Annotated in this window: 19 protein-coding genes and 1 tRNA gene; 3 read left to right on the top strand and 17 right to left on the bottom strand. The window is 36.0% G+C overall.

Going from position 1 to position 21,437, the window contains the following annotated elements; all coding sequences use genetic code 11:
- Positions 1-25 precede the first annotated feature (25 nt).
- The 4 genes from OL234_RS03990 to rpoN form a co-directional block, all read right to left on the bottom strand.
- On the bottom strand, positions 26-1,225 hold the full coding sequence (locus tag OL234_RS03990) for a phosphoglycerate kinase (RefSeq protein WP_275469867.1): 1,200 nt from the start codon (positions 1,223-1,225) through the stop codon (positions 26-28).
- Positions 1,226-1,329: 104 nt separating this feature from the next.
- Positions 1,330-2,334, bottom strand: a complete 1,005-nt coding sequence (gene gap / locus OL234_RS03985; protein WP_275469866.1) for a type I glyceraldehyde-3-phosphate dehydrogenase — start codon at positions 2,332-2,334, stop codon at positions 1,330-1,332.
- A gap of 41 nt (positions 2,335-2,375) precedes the next feature.
- Positions 2,376-3,413, bottom strand: coding sequence for a sugar-binding transcriptional regulator (locus OL234_RS03980; RefSeq protein WP_275469865.1), 1,038 nt, complete (start codon positions 3,411-3,413; stop codon positions 2,376-2,378).
- 258 nt (positions 3,414-3,671) lie between these two features.
- The gene (rpoN, locus tag OL234_RS03975; RefSeq protein ID WP_275469864.1) at positions 3,672-5,000 is read right to left on the bottom strand and encodes an RNA polymerase factor sigma-54; all 1,329 of its coding nucleotides are present in this window, start codon (positions 4,998-5,000) and stop codon (positions 3,672-3,674) included.
- A 163-nt stretch (positions 5,001-5,163) separates the two neighbouring features.
- Between rpoN and OL234_RS03970 the strand changes: the two genes are divergently transcribed.
- Positions 5,164-5,235: transfer RNA gene (locus tag OL234_RS03970), tRNA-Arg, on the top strand.
- A gap of 56 nt (positions 5,236-5,291) precedes the next feature.
- Here the strand turns inward: OL234_RS03970 and OL234_RS03965 are convergent.
- Complete coding sequence (locus OL234_RS03965) at positions 5,292-6,284, bottom strand: hypothetical protein (RefSeq protein WP_275469863.1); 993 nt, start codon at positions 6,282-6,284, stop codon at positions 5,292-5,294.
- A gap of 312 nt (positions 6,285-6,596) precedes the next feature.
- Here OL234_RS03965 and clpP point away from each other — a divergent pair, with 312 nt between their 5' ends.
- On the top strand, positions 6,597-7,190 hold the full coding sequence (clpP, locus tag OL234_RS03960; protein WP_275469862.1) for an ATP-dependent Clp endopeptidase proteolytic subunit ClpP: 594 nt from the start codon (positions 6,597-6,599) through the stop codon (positions 7,188-7,190).
- Between the two features lie 102 nt (positions 7,191-7,292).
- A complete protein-coding gene (locus tag OL234_RS03955) occupies positions 7,293-7,814 on the top strand; it encodes a thioredoxin domain-containing protein (RefSeq protein ID WP_275469861.1) in 522 nt (173 codons plus the stop codon).
- Positions 7,815-7,846: 32 nt separating this feature from the next.
- On the opposite strand, the gene whiA is transcribed toward OL234_RS03955, so the two are convergent.
- The 12 genes from whiA to trxB form a co-directional block, all read right to left on the bottom strand.
- Positions 7,847-8,773 carry a DNA-binding protein WhiA gene (gene whiA, locus OL234_RS03950; protein ID WP_275469860.1) on the bottom strand — a complete coding sequence of 309 codons (927 nt, stop codon included), beginning with the start codon at positions 8,771-8,773 and terminating at the stop codon, positions 7,847-7,849.
- 23 nt (positions 8,774-8,796) lie between these two features.
- On the bottom strand, positions 8,797-9,789 hold the full coding sequence (locus tag OL234_RS03945) for a gluconeogenesis factor YvcK family protein (RefSeq protein ID WP_275469859.1): 993 nt from the start codon (positions 9,787-9,789) through the stop codon (positions 8,797-8,799).
- Positions 9,786-10,673 (bottom strand): RNase adapter RapZ, encoded by an 888-nt coding sequence (rapZ, locus tag OL234_RS03940; RefSeq protein WP_275469858.1) that lies wholly within the window; start codon positions 10,671-10,673, stop codon positions 9,786-9,788. Before rapZ ends, OL234_RS03945 begins: the two co-directional genes overlap by 4 nt.
- A 143-nt stretch (positions 10,674-10,816) precedes the next feature.
- A complete protein-coding gene (gene uvrA / locus OL234_RS03935) occupies positions 10,817-13,639 on the bottom strand; it encodes an excinuclease ABC subunit UvrA (RefSeq protein WP_275469857.1) in 2,823 nt (940 codons plus the stop codon).
- A gap of 13 nt (positions 13,640-13,652) precedes the next feature.
- On the bottom strand, positions 13,653-15,650 hold the full coding sequence (uvrB, locus tag OL234_RS03930; RefSeq protein WP_275469856.1) for an excinuclease ABC subunit UvrB: 1,998 nt from the start codon (positions 15,648-15,650) through the stop codon (positions 13,653-13,655).
- 154 nt (positions 15,651-15,804) lie between these two features.
- Positions 15,805-16,167, bottom strand: a complete 363-nt coding sequence (locus OL234_RS03925) for a thioredoxin family protein (protein ID WP_275469855.1) — start codon at positions 16,165-16,167, stop codon at positions 15,805-15,807.
- Positions 16,168-16,268: 101 nt separating this feature from the next.
- Entirely contained in the window at positions 16,269-16,760 is a 492-nt protein-coding gene (locus tag OL234_RS03920; RefSeq protein ID WP_275469854.1) for a DedA family protein, read from the bottom strand.
- 13 nt (positions 16,761-16,773) lie between these two features.
- On the bottom strand, positions 16,774-17,550 hold the full coding sequence (gene asd, locus OL234_RS03915) for an archaetidylserine decarboxylase (protein ID WP_275469853.1): 777 nt from the start codon (positions 17,548-17,550) through the stop codon (positions 16,774-16,776).
- 1 nt (position 17,551) lies between these two features.
- Entirely contained in the window at positions 17,552-18,067 is a 516-nt protein-coding gene (pssA, locus tag OL234_RS03910) for a CDP-diacylglycerol--serine O-phosphatidyltransferase (protein WP_275469852.1), read from the bottom strand.
- A gap of 170 nt (positions 18,068-18,237) precedes the next feature.
- On the bottom strand, positions 18,238-18,951 hold the full coding sequence (locus OL234_RS03905; RefSeq protein WP_275469851.1) for a YebC/PmpR family DNA-binding transcriptional regulator: 714 nt from the start codon (positions 18,949-18,951) through the stop codon (positions 18,238-18,240).
- 156 nt (positions 18,952-19,107) lie between these two features.
- On the bottom strand, positions 19,108-20,301 hold the full coding sequence (locus OL234_RS03900) for a nucleotidyltransferase (protein WP_275469850.1): 1,194 nt from the start codon (positions 20,299-20,301) through the stop codon (positions 19,108-19,110).
- A gap of 108 nt (positions 20,302-20,409) precedes the next feature.
- Positions 20,410-21,327, bottom strand: coding sequence for a thioredoxin-disulfide reductase (gene trxB / locus OL234_RS03895; protein WP_275469849.1), 918 nt, complete (start codon positions 21,325-21,327; stop codon positions 20,410-20,412).
- Between the last annotated feature and the right edge of the window lie 110 nt (positions 21,328-21,437).

Here is a 21,437-nt window from a genome sequence, read left to right as displayed (position 1 = left end):
ACAACTAGCTTTTATTTAGTCTCGTTTACTTTTCAGTTAACGCAGTTAAACCTGGTAATTCTTTACCTTCTAATAATTCTAGAGAAGCTCCACCACCAGTTGAAATCCATGAGAATTTATCAGCACGACCTAAGTTGATTGCAGCAGCTGCTGAATCGCCTCCACCAATGATTGATGTTGCGCCTTCTTGGGCTGCAATAGCATCCATAACTGAGATAGTTCCTTTAGCAAAATCTTCATTTTCGAATACGCCCATTGGACCATTCCAAACAACTGTCTTAGCACCTTCAATTGTTTTTTCAAACAATTCGATAGATTTAGGACCAATATCTAATCCTAGGAAGCCTTTATCAACTGCTTCCCCTTCAGTCGCTTTCATTTCAGTATACCCAGCAAAAGCATTAGCTTCGATTGAATCTACTGGTAAGACTAATTTGTCACCAGCTTTTTCAATTAATGATTTAGCCAATTCAACTTTATCTAATTCAACTAATGAATCGCCAATTTCAATCCCTTTAGCAGCAAAGAACGTATAAGTCATGCCACCACCAACGATAACTTTATCAGCTTTTTCGATTAAGTTTTCAATAACACCAATTTTATCTGATACTTTTGAACCACCTAAGATTGCTACGAATGGGCGAACTGGGGCTTCCACAGCTTCTTTGATAAATTTGATTTCATTTTCCATTAAGAAACCTGCTGCTGCTTGAGAAACGTTTGATGAGATACCAACGTTTGACGCGTGAGCACGATGAGCTGTTCCGAAAGCGTCATTGACAAAGATGTCATCGCCTAAAGCTGCCCAGTATTTTCCTAATTCAGGATCATTTTTAGATTCTTTTTTACCATCAACATCTTCAAAACGTGTGTTTTCAACTAATAAAACACCGCCTTCTGGTAAGTTATTGATTGCTGTTTCTAAAGCTTCTCCACGAGTTACACCTGGTACAAAAACAACTTCTTGACCTAATTTATCAGATAGTGCTTTAGCAACGGGGGCAAGTGATTTACCTTCTTTGTCAGCTTCTTCTTTAACACGACCTAAATGTGAGAATAAAATAGCTTTCCCACCCTCAGTAGTGATGTGTTTAATTGTTGGAAGTGCTGCTGAAATACGGTTATCATTTGTGATTACGCCATCTTTTAAAGGTACATTAAAGTCCACACGAACTAAAACTTTTTTACCTTTTAAGGCTAAATCTTTGACAGTTAATTTTGCCATAGTTGTGTTCCTCCTCATGTCTATCATTGAAATAAAAAAACGAGGAAGCGCGATGCTTCCCCGCCTTATGTAGTAAATTAATTACAATTCGTTAGAACAGTGAATTAACCTAATTTAGCAAAGTATTCTAAAGTACGAACTAATTGTGCAGTGTATGACATTTCGTTATCATACCAAGCAACAGTTTTAACTAATTGTTGATCGCCAACAGTCATAACTTTAGTTTGTGTTTCATCAAATAATGATCCGTAAGTCATGCCTACGATATCTGAAGAAACGATTGGGTCAGCTGTGTAACCGTAAGATTCGTTTGATGCTGCTTTCATTGCTGCATTAACTTCTTCAACTGTTACTTTTTTGTCTAAGATAGTTACTAATTCAGTTAATGAACCAGTCGCTACAGGAACACGTTGAGCTGCTCCATCTAATTTACCGTTTAAGTCTGGGATTACTAAGCCAATAGCTTTAGCGGCACCAGTTGTATTAGGGATGATGTTTTCTGCTGCTGCACGGGCACGACGTAAGTCTCCGCCTTTGTGAGGAGCATCTAAAGTATTTTGGTCACCTGTGTAAGCGTGGATAGTTGTCATTAAACCTTCAACAACACCAAATTCTTTGTTTAAAACGTCAGCCATAGGAGCTAAACAGTTAGTAGTACATGAAGCACCTGAGATAACTGTTTCGTCACCTGTTAAGATATCATGGTTAGTGTTAAATACTACTGTTGGTACGTCGTTTCCGCCTGGTGCTGAGATAACAACACGTTTAGCTCCACCTTTTAAGTGAGCTTCAGCTTTTTCTTTAGAAGTAAAGAATCCAGTACATTCTAAAACGATATCAACACCTAACTCGCCCCATGGTAATTCTGCTGGGTTAGCGTTAGCTAATGTTTTAACTTCTTTTCCGTTAACTAAGAAATGATCTTCTTTCACTTCTACTTCACCGTTGAAACGGCCTTGAGTTGTGTCATATTTTAATAAGTGAGCTAATTGGTTAGCATCAGTTAAGTCGTTAATTGCTACTACTTCAATACCTTCTACTTCTTGAATACGACGGAAAGCTAAGCGTCCGATACGTCCAAATCCATTAATCCCTACTTTTACTGTCATGTGAGATTTCCTCCTTTAGAAAATCGAAAATTATTTTATTTTTAAAGAGTTTCCTCTTTTAAAATCTCATTTGCGGCACTTTCATCTGTTATTAACCATGTTTGTTTAGGTGCATGTTTCATGTAAGCATCAATTGCTTGCGCTTTTGATTTGCCTCCTGCTACTGCTAAAATGTAAGGAATTTTTTCCAAATCTTTTAACTGTAACCCAATACGAGGTATTTTGTGAACAACTTGGCCATCTTTATCAAAGAAATAACCAAATGATTCAGAGACTGCGCCTTTATCTTTCAACATAACTAATTCTACATCTGTCATGCCTCTTCTTGCTGCCATGTGTAAAGCGCGACCGATACTATGAATCACACAAGTTGATTCATCAATCAATCCTAATACCTGTTGAACAAAAGGCTCTTGTAAAAGTGATTGATATGTCTCATGACTCACACGCTCTGGTACATATAAGGGACGTGTTGTGCCTCCGGTCTTACTCGCCATCATTGCACTAACTGAGTTAGCTTGGATCCCAATTGTTTCACCAATTCCTCCACGTGCTGGCACAAAAATATTGTTTCTAATATTGCTATCTAAATCAGTCATATTCTCCGCCACAGCTGCCATTGTTGTGCCACCCATTACAGCGATCACATTTTCTTTATCTGGCAAAAGCGTTCTTAACGACTGTGATACAACAGAACCAAAACTAGCTAATACTTTATTTTCATCATCGCTGTTACCAGCTACAATGATACAACGTTCAACATTGTAATAATCCGCCAATTGCCGTTCTTTTTGTTGCATTCCTGAATAATGTCCCATTAATGACTCTAACCCTACTAATACCGTTTTACCAGTTGAAGTAATCGTCATGCCACTTTTTGAGGCATCAATCAAATGTAAGCTTTTTAATAAATCTGTTTCTGTCCGCAATACTCGCTCGGTCATCCCCATCTTAACAGCTAATGTTCTGCGACCTACTGGAGCCATCCAATCGATTGCTCTTAGAATAGTAAAGCGCTCTTGAACTACCTTAATGAGGTCTGGAGCAATTGCTTCAATCAATTCTAATTGGTTTTCCATCGCTGAACTCCTTTATTAATGTTGGACGTTTTTTGACCCAGTGCGTCGTTTCACGACCCATGTAGTGTAAAAAAAAGATAAATTAAATCTAGCAACGTTTGTTATGCTCTATCAACTTACGAATTTATCTTACCATCCTTTTCTTTTTTTAGCAAGTTTAAATAACTAATTTTTAATTGTGAATACCATAAACTTGCTCCTGTTATCTAAAAAACATAAGGTAACTCTCTCCTTGAAAAGAGTCATTACCTTATGTTTTTAATCAAATCTTTTTCTTTTACTTGAAGAAGGAATTCCTAAAATATCGCGATATTTTGCGACTGTTCGCCGTGAAATATCAACCTTTTCACTGGCCAATAATTCGACAATTTTTTGATCGGATAAAGGTTTTTGCTTATTTTCTTGCGCAATTACTTGTTTTATTTTAGCTTGGACAGTTGAGGCCGAAACATCGTCCTCTCCGCCTGACTGGACTAAAGCTGTCGAAAAGAACGTCCTAAGTTCAAAAACGCCAAAACTAGTTTCCAAGTATTTTCCATTGACAGTCCGACTCACTGTTGACTCATGCACTTCTAAAGTTTCTGCTATCTCTCTTAACGTCATAGGATTTAAAGGTCGTTCCGGCTTCAAGAAAAAGTCTTTTTGCCTTGTAACTATCTCTTTTCCTACTCTTAAAATCGTATCACCTCGCTGTATGATACTTTTTTGAATCCAATCAAATTCGGCTTTTTTTTCTTTTAAATAGGCAGCTACATCTTGATCCTCAACTTGAGACATTTTATTAAAGTAGGCTTGCTGAAAAATGATGCTAGGCGCACCACTTTTAGTCGATAGAACAGTGAGATCATCTTTTGAAATCTTCACAACTAAATCGGGTCTTATGTACTGATCAGATATCTCACCAAAAACAGTCCCCGGTGTTGGCCTAAGCAATTGTACATAGTCATGGACTTCTTGAACCATTCCTAAACTAATATCATATCGTTTAGCAATTTCTTTCCATTTACGATTGGCAAACTCTTCAAAGGTTTCTTCGACTATTAAATAAGCCAAGTCAGGTGCCAAATCATCCCTTTCTATCTGTAACAATAGACATTCTTGTAAGTCTCGTGCCCCTACTCCTGCTGGGTCCAACTGTTGAAGTAACGTTAAAGCGTCCAATAGTTGGATATAACTAGCACCGGTTTGTGTCATAGCTTCTTCCAAGGTAACTGTTAAGTAACCGTTAACATCAATATACTCAGTCAAATAGATAATCAATTGTCTTAGATAAGTATCACGATAATTTAAATGAATTTGATCTAATAATGATTCAAATAATGATGTGCCATTATTAGGTATTTGATTTAAATAATTAGTATCTTCCTTGCTATCATATGTATTGAATACAGCACTCGAATTCGATAACATATAATCAGTTGAGACATTGACTTCCAACAGCGGATTTTCTAATGCTTTATTCTGAATAAATATTTGTAATTCATCAGTATTAAATTGCAAAATTTGAATGGACTGTTGTAATTGCTGTGTCATAGCCATTTTTTGAACTTGTGTTTGTTGTTGTGTAAAGCCTTGATTCAATTTCATTGCGCTCACCCCTTAACCATATTGTTGAAATGATAGTATTATTATAACATATAAAACCTTACTTAATATGAGCGTGACGTTCTCTCATAATTAAAATTAAGACTAACTTATTAAATTTATACTTGCTATTTAATTCTATTTTAGATAAACTATTGAGTGTAATGCGCCCTTAGTGTAGTGGATATCACACAAGATTCCGGTTCTTGAGACAGGGGTTCGATTCCCTTAGGGCGCATCTAATTAGTCGTTTGTAGATAAAAAGTGTGACACGCCTAGGCGTGTCACACTTTTTTAAGTTGATTTCGCTTTTTTATTTAGATCGTAAACGGCTAATATTTCTTTCAAAGCATCCCGTTCTGCCTTAGTCATTGTCCGTTCACTGTCATTTTCTTTCCCCTGTAAAATAATCTTTACTTTTTTTGACTCTGCCATATCACGTAACATTGTTATCTTAGCTTCATTTGGCGAAACATCTACCCACTCCCAAACATTCTCATCTCGATCAATCTTGGGCTGACTGGCTACTAATTCATAATGTTCCTGGTCAGTTTCTATCGTAATTTCTTTCAGATTTATTTCTTTCTCACCAGCATAAGAAAATCTTAACCAAATATTCATATGCATACTGTCTGGTGGCTTACCGATACTACTTATATATGGAAAAACCTGATTACTTTCATGCTCATTTTCCAAGTAACTGTTATAATAATAAACTATATTACCTGAATCTACTACTTTGTCTAATTTTTCCAAGGATGTATCTAGTTTCTTATATAATTTAGCTTGTTTCTCTTGTTGTTTTTGTAAAAGTACCACAGGATCTAAAGAAGATAAATCAATATCAGACTTAGGTGGTGTTTTTTTCTTTTTTTCTTTCTCTTGAGGCGCTAGATGACTTGGGGCATCCTCACCAGATGTCTCTGTTAGATCCATACTTTTATCCGAAGAAGCCTTCTCATTGAATTTTAAGCTAGCTTTCTCTCCTTTTAGAAGTGCCTCTGCTTGTGTGACAATATTTGATAAATCACCAGTCATTAACAATCCTAAACAAGCAATCATAATTAAAAAATTGGTCGAAAAATGTAACAAGCCATTACTAATTTTCTTTAAGACGTAAGGATTAATTGCGTGAATCATTCCTAATACAGCGATTACTATTAAAGCTATTAATAACAAGACAGATGTCTCTGTCCCTAATGTAAGATGTCTATAACTTACAAATAATGTAATACTAAAAAAAATAAAGATACATAACCTCTTTAATAAAATCCCTAAATAATTCAATCCTCGTCCCTCCAATCCCTCTCTACAGTTTACCTAATTTGTTGTGCAATTAATAGTGGTTTTTTACTAAAAGTCTAAAAAAAAAATAATAATAATAACATTTTTGCAAAAATTAAATAATTATCTAGCAAATTTTAGCCCACTAGCAATTTCCTTTTATTAAAATTTCTTTTAGACGAAAAAAAACAAAAAATTAATACACTTAATTTGACCTTAACTGACCTTTGAAGTATACTTAATAAGTAGGCATCAAACGCCTTTTATGTTAGAATGATAAAGATATTTTAATTCACATATACAGGAGGAACTATTATGAATTTAATCCCAACAGTTATCGAACAATCTTCTCGTGGAGAAAGATCTTACGATATCTACTCACGCTTATTAAAAGACCGTATTATCATGTTAAGTGGTCCTATTGATGATAATGTCTCTAATTCAGTTATTGCTCAATTACTATTTTTGGATGCACAAGATGCTGATAAAGATATCTTTATCTACATTAACTCCCCCGGTGGAAGTGTCTCTGCTGGATTAGCGATTTATGATACGATGAATTTTGTTAAAGCCGATGTTCAAACAATTGTACTGGGTATGGCAGCTTCAATGGGAAGTTTCTTATTAACAGCCGGTACGAAAGGTAAACGTTTTGCTTTACCGAATGCAGAAATTATGATTCACCAGCCTTTAGGTGGCGCTCAAGGTCAAGCAACTGAAATTGAAATTGCAGCACGCCATATCTTAAACACACGCGAACGTTTAAATAAAATTTTAGCTGAGCGTACAGGTCAATCTATCGAAACTATCGCACAAGACACAGATCGTGATAATTTCATGTCAGCTGAAGAAGCTAAAGCCTATGGTTTGATCGATGAAGTGATGGTCAACAGCAAAGCTCTAAAATAAAAAGAAAACCACTAAAGTTATGACTTTAGTGGTTTTCTTTTGGTATCTAGCTTGACTTAAGTTATAATAAACCTATTAAATTGTCTAAAGGATGTGTTTTAAATGGATACAAGTCAAATGAAAGCTGAATTTTTAAAAACGTCAACTGGGATTCAAGTTGGTGATTCAAATGCACCTGTTCAACTTATTGAATTAATCAACGTTCGTTGTCCTTTTTGTCGCCAATGGTTCGAAGAAACCAATGACCTACTCATGACCTATGTCACTGATGGTAAATTGTGCCGTACAATTAAACTTTTTGATAAAGAAAAACCAGGATTAAAACCAGGTAATGTCATGCACCGCTATATTTCTAAACAAGATGGTTTATTAGCTATCACACAGTTAAATAGTATCTACGAGACACAAGATGAGTGGGGAAACTTAGCGGACTTGACTGATATTGCTGAATTTGCCGAAGAAAGATTGGCTCTTTCTGAAGATTATCAGCCTGAAATGGTAGAAATAATTACCAATGAAGCGACAAAAGCCAATATTCCTTTTATTCCAACCATGATTATCAACGATACGATTTTCGATCAAAAAATCACCCTTGAGGCTCTAAAAACACTGATTGAAAAATAAAAAAAAGCTTGAGATTAACTTCTCAAGCTTTTTTAATTTCTTAATTTTTCTGCGTACTCATTTATTTTACGAATACGGTGATTAATCCCAGATTTGGAAATAGCACCTGAGGGAACCAGTGCGCCTAATTCTTTTAGACTTACTTCAGGATGCTCCAGACGCAATACCGCTATTTCTCTTAACCTTTCAGGCAAGTGATTTAAGCCAACCATTTGATCTATATATTTTATATTTTCTATTTGTTGAGAAGCAGCATCAATGGTTTTACTTAAATTAGCTGTTTCACAATTTACCATACGATTAACCGAGTTACGCATATCTCGCACAATTCTAACATCTTCAAATTTTAACATGTTGGTTGTAGCACCAATCAAGGTTAAAAAATCAGAAATATCTTCCGCCCCTTTTAGATAAGTTATATAACCGTTTCGTCTCTCTAATGTACGTGCGTTGAGCTTATAATACGTCATCATGTCACAAATATCTTTACTGTGCTGTTCATATAGTGAATATATTTCTAAATGATAACGACTTGTTTCTGGATTATTTACTGAACCACCTGCTAAAAAAGCACCTCTTAAATAAGATCTCATCTTTTGAGCATTTCCCATAATAGAGTTAGAAACAGTATCGGTAAACATCGAATTTTCAACGATATCTAGATCCGTCAATACTCTTTGTGTATCTTGTTTTAATCTTACTATATAAATATTATTTTTTTTAAGTTTCATTTTACGACGAACCAACAATTCACTTTGGACATTGTAATGCTCACGTAATAAGGTATAAATTCTTCTAGCTGTTGCCGCATTTTCTGTCTGTACATTTAATACAAAATGTCGATTAGCTAGGGATAAGGCACCGTTCATCCGAATTAGTGCGGCTAACTCAGCTTTAGCATGCTCTCGATGAACTTCTAAAGTAGTTAACTCTTTTTTTACATCAAATGCAAATGACATAAACCTTATCACCTCTTTCTTTTTTAATATTTCGCTCCAAATACTAGTCTAAATAATTCTTCGACCACTTTTTCACCATCATGAAAAACACCACCATTGCGTAATTCAAGAAAATCAGCTGAAATAACCCGACATCCCTCATCACGGAGCCCTTTAAAGTCATGAATAACTTGCACCAAATACTCATCATATGTTTTTGTATCCATATAATTTTCAGGGACTTTTTCAGTATTAACTAAAACCGTATCTATAAATTTAGTTTTTAGATGTTGGTGTAACACTTGGATATGATTAGCATCTGAAAAATGTTCGGTCTCCCCTTTTTGAGTCATAATATTGCAGATATAAACAACCTCGGCCTCTGTTTTAGATACGGCCTCACCAATCTCTTGAACCATCAAATTAGGTAAAATACTTGTATATAAACTACCAGGTCCTAAAACAATCATATCGGCCTCTTCAATCGCTTTTATGACCTTACGTGCCGCTTTAGGTTTATCGGTATTATTAGTATTTGTTACATAAACATGATTAATTTTTTTACGGGTCTTAGCAATTTTGGACTCACCTGAAACTGTCATACCATCTTCAAATAAGGCGTGTAACGTCAACGGTTCTTCTGAAGCAGGATAAATATTACCTTCAACATGCATAAAAGTTGAAAGTAAGCGAATAGCGTCATATGTGCTTCCTTTCATTTCAGACAAGGCAGCTATGATCAAATTTCCCACTGAATGATTCGCTAAGAACTCATCCTCTTCTCTAAAACGGTATTGAAAAAGATCTTCATATAACTGAGGCATATCTGATAATGCTACTAAAACATTTCTCAAATCACCAGGCGGTGCAATATTGACAGATGATCTTAGCGTCCCACTACTCCCACCATCATCTGCCACCGTTACAATCGCTGTAATATCAGCACTTTCACTTCTTAACCCTTTCAGAATAACAGGCAAACCAGTCCCACCGCCAATTACAACAATTTTTGGTTTTCTGATTCGGTAAGTCTTCATGAACGATTCACCGTCTCTTTACGTTTATCTTTATCACGATGAGTCACATTTACAGGATAATCCGCTTTTAATAGTGCGTCTCCTAAACGTTTAGTTAAAGCGACTGAACGATGTTGACCACCTGTACAGCCAATCGCAATCGTTAGACTTGTTTTTCCTTCTTTTTTATAACCAGGTAAAATTGATACGACTAGTTCTTCAAATTTACCATAAAAATCCTCAGTCTCATCAAATGACATCACATAGTCATAAACATTGCTATCTAAGCCTGTTAAAGGTCGCAATTCATCAATATAATGAGGATTAGGTAGAAAACGAACGTCCATCACAATATCAGCGTCAATGGGCAGGCCATATTTAAAACCAAAAGAGACCATCTCTACTCTAAACATCTTAGTATCATGACTACGAAACTCTTTAATTAAAATTTCACGAAGCTGTCTTGGACTTAAATCAGTAGTATCTACCACTAATTGTGCATCCCCTTTGATTTCTTCCAATAACCCTCGTTCTTTTCTAATTCCCTCTGTAACTAAACCGTCCATTGCAAGCGGATGTGTCCGACGTGTTTCTTTATATCTTGAGACAAGTTCTTCATCAGTCGAATCTAAAAATAAGACATTTGTATCAATCATCTTAGTATTTTCAATCTCTACTAACATATCTTGAATTTCTTCAAAAAACGTACGCGAACGTAAATCTATTACTAAGGCTATTTTAGTCACTTTACCTGACTCTTTAATTAACTCCCAAAATTTAGGAATAAGACGTGGTGGTAAATTATCAATACAAAAGAACCCCATATCTTCAAAACTTTGCATAGCAACTGTTTTACCTGCTCCACTCATTCCTGTAATAATAACTAACTGTAATGTATCTACCATAATCGTGCTCCTTCCAATTTTCCAAATAAGCTTAACACACCCGGGCGTATCATGTCAACTTTTCCGGGCGTATCGACTCTAACTTAAATAAAAAGTACCATGGTATCCTTCTAGGGATTGCCATAGCACTTTTTATTATTGACTTATTTAGATAACACTTTTTTTAAATAGTGACCTGTATAGCTTTCAGGAACTTCAGCAAGAAACTCAGGTGTGCCCGTTGCCAAAATAGTTCCGCCACCTTCACCGCCTTCAGGACCCAAGTCAATTAAGTGATCCGCTGTTTTAATCACATCTAAGTTATGCTCAATGACTAAGACCGTATTACCTGCATCAACTAATCTCTGTAAAACTTCTAACAAGCGAGCAATATCATCCGTATGTAAGCCTGTTGTTGGTTCATCTAGAATATAAAAACTGTTACCTGTTGAACGTTTGTGAAGCTCACTAGCGAGTTTCATTCTTTGTGCTTCCCCACCAGAAAGGGTTGTTGCTGGCTGTCCTAACGTCACGTAGCCTAAGCCCACATCAACAATCGTTTGAATTTTGCGTTTAATCTTCGGAATAGCTTCAAAAAAGACGACGGCTTCTTCACAGGTCATTTCCAAAATATCAGCGATAGACTTTCCTTTATAATGGACTTCTAATGTTTCAGAATTGTATCTTTTTCCATGACAAACCTCACACGGAACATACACATCTGGTAAAAAGTGCATCTCAATTTTAATAATTCCATCGCCCCGACAAGCTTCACACCGTCCCCCTTTAACATTAAAGCTAAAGCGTCCTTTTTTATAACCACGTATTTTTGCTTCATTCGTTTGCGCAAATAAATCACGAATATCATCAAAGACACTTGTATACGTTGCTGGATTACTTCTTGGTGTTCGTCCTATTGGACTTTGGTCAATGCTAATCATCTTGTCTACAGACTCATAACCTACCATTTTTTTGAATTTGCCAGGTTTATTAGAATTTCGATTAAGTTTTTGAGCCAAAGCTTTTTTCAATATCTGATTGACCAAGGTACTTTTACCCGAACCAGAAACACCTGTAACTGCCACAAATTGGCCCAAAGGGAAATCTACAGAAATATTTTTCAAATTATTTTCAGTTGCACCTGTTATGCGAATGGCCTCACCATTGCCTTTACGACGCTCTGATGGCACAATAATATTTTTCTTACCAGATAAATATTGACCTGTTAACGAATTCGGGTTAGCTTCGACTTCTCTAGGTGTTCCCGCGGCAACAATTTCGCCACCTCTTTCACCGGCTCCAGGACCGATATCAATCAAATAATCAGCCGCACGCATGGTGTCTTCATCATGTTCAACAACAATTAACGTATTTCCTAAATCTCTCATTTTTTTCAACGAGGCTATCAAACGATCATTATCACGCTGATGTAATCCTATTGATGGCTCATCTAAAATATATAAAACACCTGAAAGATTTGAACCTATCTGCGTGGCTAATCTAATGCGCTGTGCTTCACCACCAGACAATGTGCCTGAAGAGCGACTCAATGTTAAATAATCCAGACCGACATTTTGAAGAAAACTTAATCTATCTTTAACCTCTTTGAGGATTGGTCTCGCTATCATAAATTCTTGCTCGCTTAAATCTAACTCATTAAAGAAGTTAAGCGCATTAGTGATAGCATACTCACTGACTTGACCAATGTGTTGCCCAGCGACTTTGACAGATAACGCTTGGGGATTCAAGCGGTATCCCTGGCAACTTTGACATGGTAACTCTGTCATATACAGGCGCATTTGTTCGCGAGTGTAATCACTATTGGTTTCATGGTAGCGTCGTTGAATATTTGAAATAACTCCTTCAAAAGGGATGTCTGCATCACGAATACCACCAAAATCATTTTCATAATGAAAGTGAAAGGTTTTGCCATCTGAACCGTGTAATAAAAGTTGTTTTTGTTCTAATTTTAAATCGCTGTATGGCGTATCAAAATCAATTTTAAAACTCTGACATGCTTGCTCCAACATCTGTGGGTAGTAATTAGAGCTAATTGGATTCCACGGTGCAAATGCGCCTTCTCTAAGAGTTAAACTTGGATCAGGAACTACTAACTCTTCATCTACTTCTAGTTTCATACTCAAACCATCACAATCAGAACATGCGCCGTAAGGGGCATTAAAAGAAAATAGTCTCGGCTCTAACTCTCCAACTGAAAATCCGCAATAGGGACACGAATAGTGCTCACTAAATAATAGTTCCTCATCACCTATAATATCGACAATAGCATAACCATCTGCTAGACGTAAAGCTGCTTCAAAAGAATCAAATAAACGTGAACGAATGCCCTCTTTTAACACAATACGGTCAATAACTATCTCAATCGAATGCTTTTTATTTTTCTCTAATTCAGGGACCTCAGAAATATCATATAGTTCACCATCTACTCTTACTCTGACATACCCCTCCCGTTTAATACCTTCAAAGACCTTTTTATGTTGTCCTTTTTTCCCTGAAACTAAGGGAGCTAGCAGTTGTAATTTACTCTTTTCAGGTAGCTCTAAGACCCGATCAACCATCTGTTCAACAGATTGACTTGAAATTTCTGTCCCATCATTTGGACAAATAGGATGTCCTATCCTTGCAAAAAGCAACCGCAAATAATCATTAATTTCTGTTACGGTTCCGACCGTCGAACGAGGATTTTTACTAGTTGTTTTTTGATCAATAGAGATAGCTGGACTCAAGCCATCAATACTATCAACATCAGGTTTATCCATTTGCCCTAAAAATTGACGAGCGTAGGCTGATAAACTTTCAACATATCGACGTTGCCCTTCTGCATATAAGGTATCAAAAGCTAAAGAGCTTTTTCCGGAACCAGATAACCCAGTCACAACCACAAATTTATCTCTAGGAATCGTAACATCTACATCTTTCAAATTATGAGCTCGTGCTCCATGTATCACAATTTTATCATTTGCCAAATTAATCCCTCCATTATTTGCCAGCCTTAAGCTCCAATACTGTATCTCTTAAAGTAGCTGCTCGTTCAAAATCAAGACTTCTAGCAGCATCTTTCATCTCTTGTTCTAATTTCATTATCACATCAGCTTGTTCAGCCTTGTTTAACTCTTCATATTGCTCGGTTAACGATTGTTTTTCCGCTTTTTTATCTGTTACTTTTGTTATGCTAATTAAGTCTCGAACCTCTTTAATAATGGTAGTTGGAATGATACCATGTTTTTCATTATAATTTTCTTGGATCTCACGGCGTCTGGCTGTTTCGCTCATTGCTTTGGCCATAGAATCCGTTACCTTATCTGCATACAAAATAACTTCTCCTTCAGAATTACGGGCCGCTCGTCCAATTGTTTGAACAAGTGAGCGTTCACTTCTTAAAAACCCTTCCTTATCAGCATCGAGAATGGCTACTAAGGATACTTCTGGTACATCTAATCCTTCTCTCAATAAATTAATCCCAATTAAGACATCATACTTGCCTAAACGTAAGTCACGAATGATTTCCGTTCTCTCCATTGTTTTAACATCACTATGCAAATATTGAACCTTTATACCTAATTCTTTTAAATAATCAGTTAAGTCTTCAGACATTTTTTTAGTCAGGGTTGTAATAAATACACGTTGATTTTTACTAATACGTGTATTTATTTCCCCGACCAGATCATCGATCTGTCCCATCGTTGGACGAACGTCAATAACGGGATCTAATAAACCTGTAGGGCGAATAATTTGTTCAATAATAGTTTCTGTCTGCTCTTGCTCATAAGGCCCTGGTGTTGCTGAAACATAAATAATTTGGTTCACATGTTTTTCAAATTCTTCTAATCTTAATGGTCGATTGTCAAGGGCGCTTGGCAATCTAAAACCATGATCGACTAGCATTTGCTTCCTAGCCCTATCTCCATTATACATTCCACGAATTTGTGGCAATGATACGTGAGATTCATCTGCTACAATTAAAAAATCTTCTGGGAAAAAGTCAAGTAATGTGTAAGGAGCATCTCCTGGTTGACGACCATCCATATGTCTTGAGTAATTTTCAATTCCTGAACAATAACCCATTTCACGCATCATCTCAATGTCATAATTGGTTCGTTGTTCCAGTCGCTGTGCTTCTAGGAGGTTATCCTCTGCACGTAGTTCTTTTAGTCTCTTTTCTAATTCTTGTTGAATAGACTCAATAGCTACCGCCATTTTCTCATCATTAGTTACAAAATGTTTAGCGGGGAAAATAGCAACATGCTCACGTTCAGCGACAATTTCACCCGTTAAGGTATCAATTTCTCTAATCCGGTCAATTTCATCGCCAAAAAATTCTATTCTCATCGCATGTTCGTCTCTAGAAGCTGGAAAGATCTCAACTACATCGCCTCTTACTCGAAAACGACCACGTTGAAAATCAATATCATTTCGTTCAAATTGGATGGCGACCAGTTCCTGTAACAATTTATTACGATCCATCTCCATGCCTTCACGAAGGGATAATACTTGATTTTGATACTCGTTAGGGTTTCCTAAGCCATAAATACATGATACTGAAGCTACTACAATTACATCATTTCGCTCCAACAATGAACTAGTTGCTGAGTGACGTAATTTATCTATCTCATCATTAATACTGGCATCTTTCTCGATATAAGTATCACTAGAAGGGACATACGCTTCTGGTTGATAATAATCATAGTAACTAACAAAATACTCCACAGCATTGTGAGGGAAAAATTCTTTTAGCTCACTATACAACTGCCCAGCTAAGGTTTTATTATGCGCAATCACTAACGTCGGTTTATTCACTTCTTTAATAACATTTGAAATCGTAAAAGTCTTTCCAGTCCCTGTAGCACCTAATAATATTTGCGCTTTTTTTTCTTCTTTTAACCCTTCGACCAGTTGTTTAATTGCTTCAGGTTGGTCGCCACTTGGTTCATATTTTGAGACTAAATCAAACTGACCAGAAATTTCTCTTTCAATCATTTATCTTCCTCCTTCTAGCACCCATCTTGCCCCCAATAAGTCAAAAACAACTAGGGAAATCAATGAATCAATTTTACCATACCGAACATACTTTCGCTAGTTTTAACATCCTAATAATTCCCCAATAGGACAAGAAAAAACTGCTGATTTACTATCAATCAGCAGTTTTTTCTTCCTCATTTACTATCCTCATTTGCTGGTAACCTGTAATAATTTTATGAACATCTTGTTTGAAATTCATTGTATTGACGATACGTGCTTTTCGTAAATATTCCTTACCTTCGACAAATAATATCAATACCGGCACTGTCAATACTCGGAAAGCTTCTGCCACATCAGGAACCTCCAAAGCATCTAACTCAACAAGTCTCACTTCTGGATAGGCAGACATTATTTTGCTGATTTGAGGTTTTAACCCATGGCAAACACTACAATTCTCTTGTCCAATATAGAGAAAAGTCAGCGATTCACTTTGAATCACTTCTTTAACAGCAGCCACACTTTTTAAATGTTCCATACTATCACCTCTTTTCTCACAGTTTAAAACATCTGTGGTAAAAAGAAAAGTAACTTGTTTCTAAAAAAAAAGACTTGCTTTTAAGCAAGTCTTTTTCTCTTTTAATGAATAATGCCAATAAAACGGCCAATTGATAAATAAAATAGTGTCCATAAAAAAGCTGATATCAATCCTATACTCAAATATTTTTTTAAAGGATAGTTGGTCATTCCACAAAAGTAAAACGTCATATGGCGAAACCCTGGAATGAAAAAACCCATGATGATAGTTAAAAATCCATATTTATTCATCCATATTTCAACTTTTTCGAGTTTATTTTTTTTCACGCCTGCCCATTTTAAAATCCCACCAAGCGCCTTGTCACCAATAAACTTACCAATATAATAACTAAGTGTCATTCCAAATAATGTTCCAAAAATTGCTACCATAAGTGCTTTAGAAAAGGTTAGATACCCTTCTTTTGTATAAAAGCCGATAACACTCATCAACACTTCATCTGGAATCGGTAATCCCACTAAGCCCAATACAAGCGATAAAAAAATTGTTATATAACCATAATGTAAGATGTAATACTCTAGTGTTTCAATCGTCATCCAACTACTCCTGTTAGCTTTTTATTTTTGCAATAGTTTCCCCCAGAGAAATTGCTTGATCAATCTTGATGTGCTCACACCACTCAATATTTTTATTCATTAGAAATAAGATAACTGTCGATCCAAAACTGAAATAACCTAGTTCTGCACCGGCCTCTAGTTCTGAATCTTGTTCAAAGGTTTCGGTAATTGAATTAATATTTAAGGCACCTACTGGTATATAATAATCTTGATTCATTTGATATACCGCTCGGTAATTTTTTGTAAACAACCCTTCAACATAGGTTGTCGCATCATCATTTACCGGGTAAGAAGTCGTTCCTAAATTATATAATTTACGATACTGCCCTTTGATTGGTGCATGAAAACGATGATAGTTACTCGGACTTAAATATAAAATAATATAATGGCTATTACTAAAGTCGATGTCTTCTTTCCCAATTAACTCTTCTGCTGAATAAAACTTATCTTTGATATTGAATGTCATCTCAGGTTTTATTTCACCAAACGATTTCACTCGCGCTTCTACAGGACTATCATATTCGTTACTAGTTTGACCAAACTGTCCCTCTAAAATTGCAATATCACGTGTGAAAAAGTCATGAATGGACTGATAGTCCTCAACAGGTCTCATAATTGATTGTGATTGGACACCATAGTATTTAATAAAATAGGGAATCATTTTTTTACTCATTTTTGATTCTGTTAATTTTTTTATGATTTTACCGAACAAAGGGCTTTTCAAAACTTTAGTCCATCCCAAGTAAAACCATTGTTTCAATTTAAACAAGTTAACTCTCCTTCTGGTCTGGATGGTTTTTAAAATTAGGTAAGCGAATACTACTAATCATTAAAAAGCCTAAACCTATCACTAAAATATAATAAACAATCACACGATTTATCATAAAGAATGCTAATAAGCTTAACAAGGCTGCTGCTGGTACCGGAATTCCGATAAAAACATTTAAACTGCTTTGTTCAGAATTGAAACGTGCTAAGCGAATAGCTGCGCAAGCTAAGAAAATCATCGCTGCTATTAATTTGATAGCTTTACTTCCTTCTGTTGTTAAAAGCATCACCATTGGTGCTGTGCCAAATGTTACCATGTCCGCTAAAGAATCCAATTCTTTTCCGAATTCTGATGAGTTTCCGACTCTTCTAGCTGCCCGACCATCAACAGAATCAAAAGAGGCTCCTAAAAAAATAAATACTGCTGCTAAATCCAATTGACCATTCATTGTACAATAAATCGACATCAAGCCACTTATTAAGTTGGCTAAAGTCAAACAATTTGGTAAATACTTCATAGTCTATTTCTCCTCATTTCTCAGATAATACGTTCTCGGTCATTATACACTAATTACTAATATGCACAAGACTGTCTTTTTTTGTTAGTGATTCCTCAAACAATCATCTATTACACTTTGTTAAAAAGAGGGAAACATATGAATGTTCCCCTCTTTTTATTTAATCTCAATTAAAGTGACACATTATGATGAACTTTTTGGACATCATCTAGATCTTCTAAGGCATCAACTAATTTCTCAAAATTAGCTAAATCATCGCCTTCTAAAGTGACTTCATTTTGAGCAATCATTTCTAATTCTGCAACAGTAAATTCTTCTACACCGTTATTTTTTAAAGCTTCACGTAACTTATTAAAGTCCTCTGGCTCACCATAAATAATAACTTGACCAGCTTCTGCCAGAACGTCGCGAACTTCAATGTCAGCTTCCAGTAAAATTTCGAACATTTCATCAGCGTTCTCACCCTCATAAGCAAAAACGGCAGTATTATCAAACATATAAGCAACTGCTCCACTAACACCCATATTCCCACCATTTTTACCATATGCTGCACGAACATCAGATGCTGTACGGTTTACATTGTTTGTCAAGGCATCTACGATGATCATTGACCCATTAGGCCCAAATCCTTCATAACGTAACTCAGAAAACGTCTCATCACTTGACCCTTTTGCTTTATCAATCGCACGATCAATAATATGCTTTGGTACACTGTAAGTTTTTGCTCGGTCAATAACCGATTGTAATTTTTGGTTTAAGGCTGGATCTGGCTCACCTTGTTTTGCTGCCACATAGATTTCAACACCAAATTTTGCGTAAATTTTACTATTGGCTGAGTCTTTACCAGCTTTTTTTTCTTTAATATTTTCCCATTTACGGCCCATTGCCTTCATCTCTTTTCTCATTCATTTTTTCATACCTACTTATTATACTGATTATTCCTTAATTTGTTAAGCTTTTTTTGGTGTCCTTTACGTAGTTTATCCATTAAAATCAGGATCAGCTGTTATTTAAACGTTCATTTAAAACAGAAGAGAACATCAAATTTTGAAAGAGTTAGTCATTTTTAAATAAATAGGTCGCCTAGCAAAATCTTGGTCTTTTGATTCATTAGTTAATAATTGATAAAGTTTCCCTGCTTTAATATCTAATTCTAGTTGCTTTTCATTATCACGACAAACTTTTGTTATCAAAGGTAGCGTAGCTGTTTTCCGTCTATCATTTAGAAATTTCCGCCCCTTATCATTAAATCCTAAAATTCTAAGATAAGGCGCATCCCATGCCGCCATCATTTCTTTTTCAGTTATATTTAAAAAAACATATACACATAATCTCTGAATTCTCGCCCAAGTAAAACGTTTGCTTTTGACCTGATTCACAAAGTTAGCAAAAGAAGTCGCTTTTTTGACACATTCTATCAAACGGTATTCAATCCCTTCAACCATTTGATAGATAGCTGCCAAGTCCTCAGGTGTTTTAGTTAATAATTGATATTTAAGATAAGGCCATGCTCTATTCCAGTCAACAAGAGGTACCTGCTCCAAATCCCTGTAAGTAACATTTGGCATTACTTCTTTAGCTTCTATTAATTTATCGTTTAGAGCGGCTTCACGAATCGCTGTCGCACTAGCAAACTGTTGCGATATGATTTCTTTATCATGGTAATTTGATACAACTCTTTTGAGTGGATGCAAGGTCATCTGCTTTGGGTATTTCTGATTTTCTTTTGCATAACTCATTCCTAAAATATGATTGGGAGAGTTAAAGTCCAAAGGCCATTCCGGATAAACTTGGCGATAAACCTCTGTCATTTGTTGTGGATAACTCATACCTTTATCAGTTAACAATGAAAATGTTTTTGAAATTATTTCTTCATTATCGCTGTTGAACTTAGCAAAGGCTTCATAATCTAACTCACTTGCACTATCTGTTCCAAAACATAGATCAGTCACACCTAGACTATGTAATAACTTTATCCCACCCTTAGCAAAATAATCAGCAGATTGAATAGCGTAACACACAGGCAATTCAATGATCAAATCCGCTCCATTTACAAGAGCTTGCTCGGCTCTCGTCCATTTATCTAAAATAGCCGGCTCACCTCTTTGTAAAAAGTTCCCACTCATTATAGCAATGACAACATCTGCTTGACTCTTTTGTCGTGCCTGCTCTAAATGATAACGATGACCATTGTGAAATGGGTTGTACTCAACTATTACGCCACAACTTTTCATTGAACATTCTTCCTTTCAAACGTACTCTCTTTGACTTAATCGTTTCTATTGTATGTCAAATAAAAAAAAATAGGAAGATTTCTCTTCCTATTTTTTTACTTTCTTTTATTAATCTTTTAGTGCTTCGATATATTTATACGCTTCTTGTCCAGCTATACTTCCATCACCAACTGCCGTTGCCACTTGTCTTAAGACTGTTGCACGAACATCACCAATCGCAAAAATACCAGGAACTTTGGTTGCCATGGTTTCATCTGTGACAATCCAACCTTCTTCATCTGTGATAGTCAAATTTTTAAAAGGAGCACTTAAAGGATCTAAGCCAACATAAATGAAAACACCATCTGCCTCAATACTTGATTCCTCTCCTGTTACCGTATCTACTAACTGTAATCCGGTCACCTTGTTATCATCTCCGACAATTTCTTTCACTGTTTTATTCCAAATAAATGACATTTTTTCATTTTTAAAGGCACGATCTTGCAATATTTTTTGCGCTCTTAATTTATCACGGCGGTGAATAACGGTCACTTTTTCAGCAACCTGGGTTAAATAACTACCTTCTTCAACTGCAGAATCTCCGCCACCAATCACAACTAGGTGTTTATTACGGAAAAACGGACCATCACAAACGGCACAGTAAGAAACACCACGTCCGCTGTATTGTTCCTCACCTGGAACACCTACTTTACGATGCTCTGAGCCGACTGCAATAATCACAGCTTTCGCATCATAATTGCCATCATCTGTTAAAACTGTTTTGTAGTCTCCGTGATCTTCAATCCCTGTAACAAAGCCATAGGCATGTTCCGCGCCAAAATTACTCGAATCTTCTAACATTTTTGCTGCCAAATCTGGTCCCTGCATGATACCAACACCTGGATAGTTTTCAATTTCAGCCGTATTGTTCATTTGACCTCCGGGTAAGCCCCCTTCTAACACTAATACAGATAGGTCAGCTCTAGAAGCATACAGCGCCGCTGTCATACCTCCCGGTCCTGCTCCAATAATAATTACATCACGCATGATTTCACAACCTCTTTCTATTAAATATCTATTATTACTTTACCTTTTCCCTAATGAATTGTCCACCGTTCTGTTTAAGCTTTTCTATTAAATGATTCGTCAACTCATCG

It is taken from the genome of Vagococcus intermedius, from assembly GCF_029144185.1.
GTDB lineage: Bacteria > Bacillota > Bacilli > Lactobacillales > Vagococcaceae > Vagococcus_D > Vagococcus_D intermedius.
This window is presented reverse-complemented; position numbering and strand designations above follow the sequence as displayed.